Annotated in this window: 5 protein-coding genes; all 5 read left to right on the top strand. The window is 70.6% G+C overall.

Annotated elements, in window-relative coordinates; translation table 11 throughout:
- Positions 1-203 precede the first annotated feature (203 nt).
- The 5 genes from ACFV6I_RS36585 (at position 204) to ACFV6I_RS36565 (ending at position 6,191) form a co-directional block, all read left to right on the top strand.
- The gene (locus ACFV6I_RS36585) at positions 204-1,394 is read left to right on the top strand and encodes an ROK family transcriptional regulator (protein WP_244293469.1); all 1,191 of its coding nucleotides are present in this window, start codon (positions 204-206) and stop codon (positions 1,392-1,394) included.
- A gap of 180 nt (positions 1,395-1,574) precedes the next feature.
- Complete coding sequence (locus ACFV6I_RS36580) at positions 1,575-2,930, top strand: ABC transporter substrate-binding protein (RefSeq protein WP_063349452.1); 1,356 nt, start codon at positions 1,575-1,577, stop codon at positions 2,928-2,930.
- A gap of 23 nt (positions 2,931-2,953) precedes the next feature.
- Complete coding sequence (locus ACFV6I_RS36575) at positions 2,954-3,952, top strand: carbohydrate ABC transporter permease (RefSeq protein WP_079135906.1); 999 nt, start codon at positions 2,954-2,956, stop codon at positions 3,950-3,952.
- 41 nt (positions 3,953-3,993) lie between these two features.
- Entirely contained in the window at positions 3,994-4,902 is a 909-nt protein-coding gene (locus ACFV6I_RS36570) for a carbohydrate ABC transporter permease (RefSeq protein ID WP_063351434.1), read from the top strand.
- Entirely contained in the window at positions 4,902-6,191 is a 1,290-nt protein-coding gene (locus ACFV6I_RS36565; RefSeq protein WP_380430293.1) for a 6-phospho-beta-glucosidase, read from the top strand. The genes ACFV6I_RS36570 and ACFV6I_RS36565 overlap by 1 nt, the downstream gene beginning before the upstream one ends.
- Positions 6,192-6,264: the final 73 nt, after the last annotated feature.

The following is a 6,264-nucleotide window of genomic DNA, read 5'->3' as shown; positions in this document are numbered from 1 at the left end:
TCCCAAGACCCTTGGGAAACGGGGCTTCGTGCTGCCCGGTAACGCTTCGGCATCCTCCGGGCCGCGGACCATTGACACCCCGCTGACGGGGCCCGTACGGTCCTTCCCAAGCGACTGGAAACTTTCCTAACAGTTCGGCTCCCCGAACCCGAGGGTTCACCCTCGTCGCTCCCCCCACCAGCCGGAAGAGGAGGATTTCGCGCGTGACCAAGACCACCGCCAAGGCCCCCCTCGCCGGCACCCCCAGCCTGCTGCGCGCCATCAACGACCGCGCCGCCCTCGAACTGCTGCTGGAGAACGGACCGCTCTCCCGCACCCAGATCGGCACCCTGACCGGCCTCTCCAAGCCCACCGCCTCCCAGCTGCTGGCCCGCCTGGAGGCGGCCGGACTGGTCCTGCCGGTCGGCACCACCGCCGGCGGCCCCGGCCCCAACGCGCAGCTGTACGAGGTGAATCCGGCCGCCGGCCACGTCGCCGGACTGGACGTCACCAACAGCGAGATCAGAGTCGCCGTCGCCGACATCACCGGCTCCACGCTGGCCGAGCACGCCGTGCCGACCAAGGGCGTGCCGGCCGCCGAGACCGTCGCCAAGGTCGCCGCCGCCGTCGCCGAGACCGTCCGCGCCGCCGGGCTGGCCGCGGGCAGCCTGCGCACCGCCGCGATCGGCGTCGGCGGCGCCCCCGACCCGGTCACCGGCAAGCTGCGCTACGCCTCCCACCTGCCCGGCTGGCACTCGCCGCGGCTGGTCGAGGAGCTGTCCGAGGCGATCGGCGCGCCCGTGTCGATCGAGAACGACGTGAACCTCGCCGCCGTCGCCGAACAGGCCTCCGGCGCGGCGCGGGGCTCCGAGGACTTCGTCCTGCTCTGGGCCGGTGCGGGCACCGGCGCCGCGATCGTCATCGCCGGCCGGCTGCACCGCGGCTTCACCGGCGGAGCCGGGGAGGTCGGCTACATGCCGGTGCCCGGCTCACCGGTCGCGCGGGACGTGCGCCGCCGCAAGTTCGGCGGGTTCCAGGAGCTGGTCGGCACACCCGCCGTCCGGACCCTGGCCCGCGAACACGGGCTCGGCGCGCCCACCGCCGAGGACTCGATCGCCAAGGCCCTGGAGACCCCGGGCGCCGGCGACGCCTTCCTCGTCGAACTGGCCGGCCGGCTCGCCGTCGGACTGGCCGCGATCGTCGCCGTCGTCGACCCCCAGCTGGTGGTCCTCTCCGGCGCGGTGCCCACCGCGGGCGGCGAACGCCTGCGCGCCCTCGTCGAGGACGAACTGGCCAGGCTCTCCATCGCCCGGCCCGAGGTCCGCAGCAGCGCCCTGCCCGGCTCGCCCGTCCTGCTCGGCGCCCTGCAACGCGCGCTGGCGGACGCCCGCGAGGCGGTCTTCTCCACCCACTGACAGCCACCCGACTGACAGCCACCCACCGACAGCCGCTCACCGACGCTCACCGACGCCCACCCGCCGACGCTCCCCGGTCGCCCGCCACCCCGCACGCACCCTGCACCCACCTCTCCCCACCCCCGAACGCGGGCCCCGAGGCAATGACGCCTGCCCGCGCACCCCCAGGAGGACCTCGAAGTGCACTCCACCACCTCCCGCAGAGGCCGTCGCACGATCGCCGCCGTCACCGGCACCGCCGTCCTGGCCCTGCTCGCCACCGCCTGCACCGGCAGCAGCGAGAGCAGCGGCAGCGACGACTCGGCCAGCGGCAAGGACGTCACCATCACCTTCTGGCACGGCTGGAGCCAGGACAACGAGGTGAAGGCGATCAACGACAACATCGCCGCCTTCGAGAAGGCCCACCCCAACATCCACGTCAAGGCCGTCGACAACATCGCGGACGACAAGGTCAACCAGGCCCTGCGGGCCGGCGGCGACGACGCGCCGGACGTGGTCTCCTCCTTCACCACCAACAACGTCGGCATGTTCTGTTCGACCAAGGCGTTCACCGACCTCAAGCCGCTGCTGCAGAAGAGCGGCATCGACCCGGTCAAGACCTTCCCGGCCGCGATGCTCAACTACACGCAGTTCCAGGGCAACCAGTGCTCGCTGCCGCTGCTCGGCGACGCCTACGGCCTCTACTACAACAAGAAGGCCTTCGCCGACGCGGGCATCGCCAACCCGCCGAAGACCTTCAGCGAGTTCGCCGAGGACGCCAAGAAGCTGACCCTCGCGGACGGCGACGGCTACAAGCAGCTCGGCTTCATGCCGCTGTACCACGGCTACGAGTCGACCACCGAGCACTTCCTCGGCCAGTACGGCCCGACCTACTTCGGCGCCGACGGCAAGTCGAACATCGCCGCCGACCCGAAGGTCGCCGCGATGCTCAAGTGGCAGAAGGACATGGTCGACCAGCTCGGCGGCTACACCAAGCTGGAGAAGTACCGCGCCACCTTCGGCGAGGAGTTCAGCGCCAAGAACCCCTTCCTCACCGGCAAGGTCGCGATGGCCATCGACGGCGAGTGGCGCACCGCCGCCCTCGCCGACAACAAGCCCGACTTCGACTGGGCCACCGCCGCGTTCCCCGTCCCGGACGACCAGGCCGACACCTACGGCCGCGGCTACCAGACCGGCACCATCGTCGGCATCGCCAGCAGCAGCAAGAAGCAGGCCGCGGCCTGGGAGCTGGTCAAGTACCTGACCACCGACACCGACGCGGTGGTCGGCTTCGCCAACGCGATCCACAACGTGCCCAGCACCTTCGACGCGCTCAACTCGCCGAAGCTGACGAACGACCCGAACTTCAAGACCTTCATCGACGTCGCCAAGAACCAGTACTCGGGCACCACCCCGGCGGCCGTCAACGGCAGCGGCTACATCGCCTCCCTGCAGAACCTCGGCTACGACTACGAGTCCGGCAAGCAGCCCGATCTCGCGGCCGGCCTCGCGGCCACCGCCAAGGAGATCGACGCCGCCATCGCCCAGGCGAAGTAGCGGAAACGGTCCACGGAGCTCCCATGTCACTCGCGTTCGGCACCCGCAAGGGCACCGGATCGACCGACCCGGCGGCGCCCTCCACGCAGCACCTGCTGCGCCGGAAGCGCCGCCGGGAGGCGGCCCGCACCCTCGCCTTCCTCTCCCCCTGGCTGATCGGCTTCGGCGTCTTCTTCCTGTACCCGCTGATCTCCACCGCCTACTTCTCCTTCACCAAGTACAACGGCTTCGGCGCCCCCACCTTCAGCGGCCTGAAGAACTGGGACTACGTCTTCAACGACCTCCCGGCGTTCTGGCAGGGCCTGCGCAACACCGTGTGGCTGGTCTTCATCATGGTGAGCCTGCGGGTCGCCTTCGGCCTCGGCATCGGCCTGCTCATCACCAAGGTCAAGACCGGCGCCGGCTTCTTCCGCACCGCGTTCTACCTGCCGTACCTGGCACCGCCGGTGGCCGCCACCGTCGCCTTCGCCTTCCTGCTCAACCCCGGCACCGGCCCGGTCAACCACTTCCTCGGCGAGCTCGGCCTCCCGCAGCCCGGCTGGTTCGCCAGCGCCGACTGGTCCAAGCCCGCGCTCACCATGCTCGCCATGTGGGGCATCGGCGACCTGATGGTCATCTTCATGGCCTCGCTGCTCGACGTCCCCAAGGAGCAGTACGAGGCCGCCGAACTGGACGGCGCCGGACCCTTCCAGCGGTTCCGGTACGTCACGCTGCCGAACATCTCGCCGATCATCATGTTCGCCGTGGTCACCGGCGTCATCCAGACCATGCAGTACTACACCCAGGCGATCGTCGCCGGGAAGGTCGCCGGCGGCATCGCGGGCAACTCCGGCCAGCAGTTCGAGCCCGGCTTCCCGCAGGGCTCCACCTGGACCCTGCCGCAGATGGTCTACAACCTCGGCTTCCAGCGCTTCAACTACGGCGCGGCGTGCGTCGTCGCCCTGGTGCTGTTCGCCATCTCGATGGCCGTCACCTCGCTCCTGCTCCGCCGCAAGTCCGGCTTCATGGCGAGTGACGACTAGTCCGTGTGCTGCGGACCCAGCGGACCGATGAGGACCCGATCATGACTCTCAGCTCCACACTCACCAAGGCGCCCGCCCCGGCCGGCCCCTCCCGCGCCTCCGGCCCGGCCGCCCGGGCGGCCCGCCGCCGCGCGATGCTCCACTGGGTGGCCGTGCACTCGCTGGCCATCGCCGCCGCGCTGTTCTTCCTGCTGCCGTTCGTCTTCGCCTTCCTCACCTCGGTGATGACCGACCAGCAGGCGCTCACCACCGACTACTGGCCGACCTCCTGGCAGTGGGGCAACTACGGCAAGGTCTGGGACACCCCCGGCTTCCTCACCTGGTGGCGCAACACCCTGCTCTACGCGGGCCTCGGCACCGTCCTGACCATCGTCTCCAGCCTGCCGGTCGCCTACGCGCTCGCCAAGTTCCGCTTCCGGGGCCGCAACCTGGCGCTGATGGCCGTCATCGCCATGATGATGCTCCCGCCGCAGGTCACCGTCATCCCGATGTACCTGTTCTGGGCCAAACAGCTCGGCCTCGGCGGCTCGCTCTGGCCGCTCATCATCCCGATGGCCTTCGGCGACGCGTTCTCGATCTTCCTGCTGCGCCAGTTCCTGCTGACCATCCCCAAGGAGTACATCGAGGCCGCCCGGATCGACGGCTGCGGCGACCTGCGCACCCTGCTGAAGGTCGTGCTGCCGATGGCCAAGCCGGCCATCGCCGCCGTCGCCCTGTTCCAGTTCTTCTACTGCTGGAACGACTACTTCGGCCCGCAGATCTACGCCAGCAACAACCACGCGGCCTGGACGCTCTCGTACGGCCTGGAGTCGTTCAAGGGCGCCCACCACACCAACTGGAACCTCACCATGGCCGCCACCCTCCTCGTGATGGCACCGGTGATCATCCTCTTCTTCTTCGCACAGAAGGCCTTCATCGAAGGCGTGACACTGACAGGGGTCAAGGGCTGATGTCCGCACTCAAGTTGGCAATCGTCGGCGGCGGTTCGACGTACACCCCGGAGCTGATCGACGGCTTCGCCCGGCTCCGCGACACCCTGCCGATCGGCGAGCTGGTGCTCATCGACCCGGCCGCCGACCGGCTGGAGCTGATCGGCGGGCTCGCCCGGCGGATCTTCGCCAAGCAGGGGCACGGTGCCGTCGTCACCACCACCGTCGACGTCGAGGCCGGTGTCGCCGACGCCGACGCCGTGCTGCTGCAACTGCGCGTCGGCGGGCAGGCCGCCCGCAACCGGGACGAGACCTGGCCGCTGGAGTGCGGCTGCGTCGGCCAGGAGACCACCGGCGCCGGCGGCCTCGCCAAGGCGCTGCGCACCGTCCCGGTCGTCCTCGACATCGCCGAGAAGGTCCGGCGCGCCAACCCGGAGGCCTGGATCGTCGACTTCACCAACCCCGTCGGCATCGTCACCCGCGCGCTGCGCAACGCCGGGCACAAGGCCGTCGGCCTGTGCAACGTCGCCATCGGCTTCCAGCGCAAGTTCGCGACCCACCTCGGCGTCGACCCGGAGCTGGTCCGGCTCGACCACGTCGGCCTCAACCACCTCACCTGGGAGCGCGGCGTCACCCTGCTCGACGCCCCGGGCTCGACGACGGGCCGGGAGGTGCTGCCGGAGCTGCTCGCCGCGCACGGCAAGGCCATCGCCGAGGACCTGCACCTGCCGCAGCCCGTCATCGAGCGGCTCGGCGTCGTGCCGTCCTACTACCTGCGCTACTTCTACCAGCACGACGCCGTCGTCGAGGAACTCAAGGTGCAGGGCTCGCGGGCCGCCCAGGTCGCCGAGATCGAGCGGCAGCTGCTGGAGATGTACGCCGACCCGGCCCTCGACACCAAGCCGGAACTCCTCGGCCAGCGCGGCGGCGCGTTCTACTCCGAGGCGGCGGTCCAGCTGATCGCCGCGCTGCTCGGCACCGGCGGCGGGACGTCCGTACAGGTCGTCAACGCGCCGAACAACGGCGTGCTGCCGTTCCTGCCCGACGACGCCGTCATCGAGGTCCCGGCCGAGGTCGACGCCAACGGTGTCCGGCCGCTCCCCCAGCGGGCCGTCGAGCCGCTGTACGCCGGCCTCATCGCCGCCGTCACCGCGTACGAGCACCTCGCCCTCGACGCCGCCCTGCACGGCGGCCGCGACCGGGTCTTCGACGCCCTGCTCGCCCACCCGCTGGTCGGCCAGCTCGAACTCGCCGACCAGCTCACCGATCGGCTGCTCGCCCACAACCGCGAGCACCTCGCCTGGGCCTGACGGCCCGGGGCCCGGCTACGCACCCGGGCCCCGCCGGGAAAGCCGCCCGGCCCGCGTTATGAGGGTGTCGCGG

This window comes from Kitasatospora sp. NPDC059803 (genome assembly GCF_042732255.1).
Taxonomy (GTDB): Bacteria; Actinomycetota; Actinomycetes; order Streptomycetales; family Streptomycetaceae; genus Kitasatospora.
This window is presented reverse-complemented; position numbering and strand designations above follow the sequence as displayed.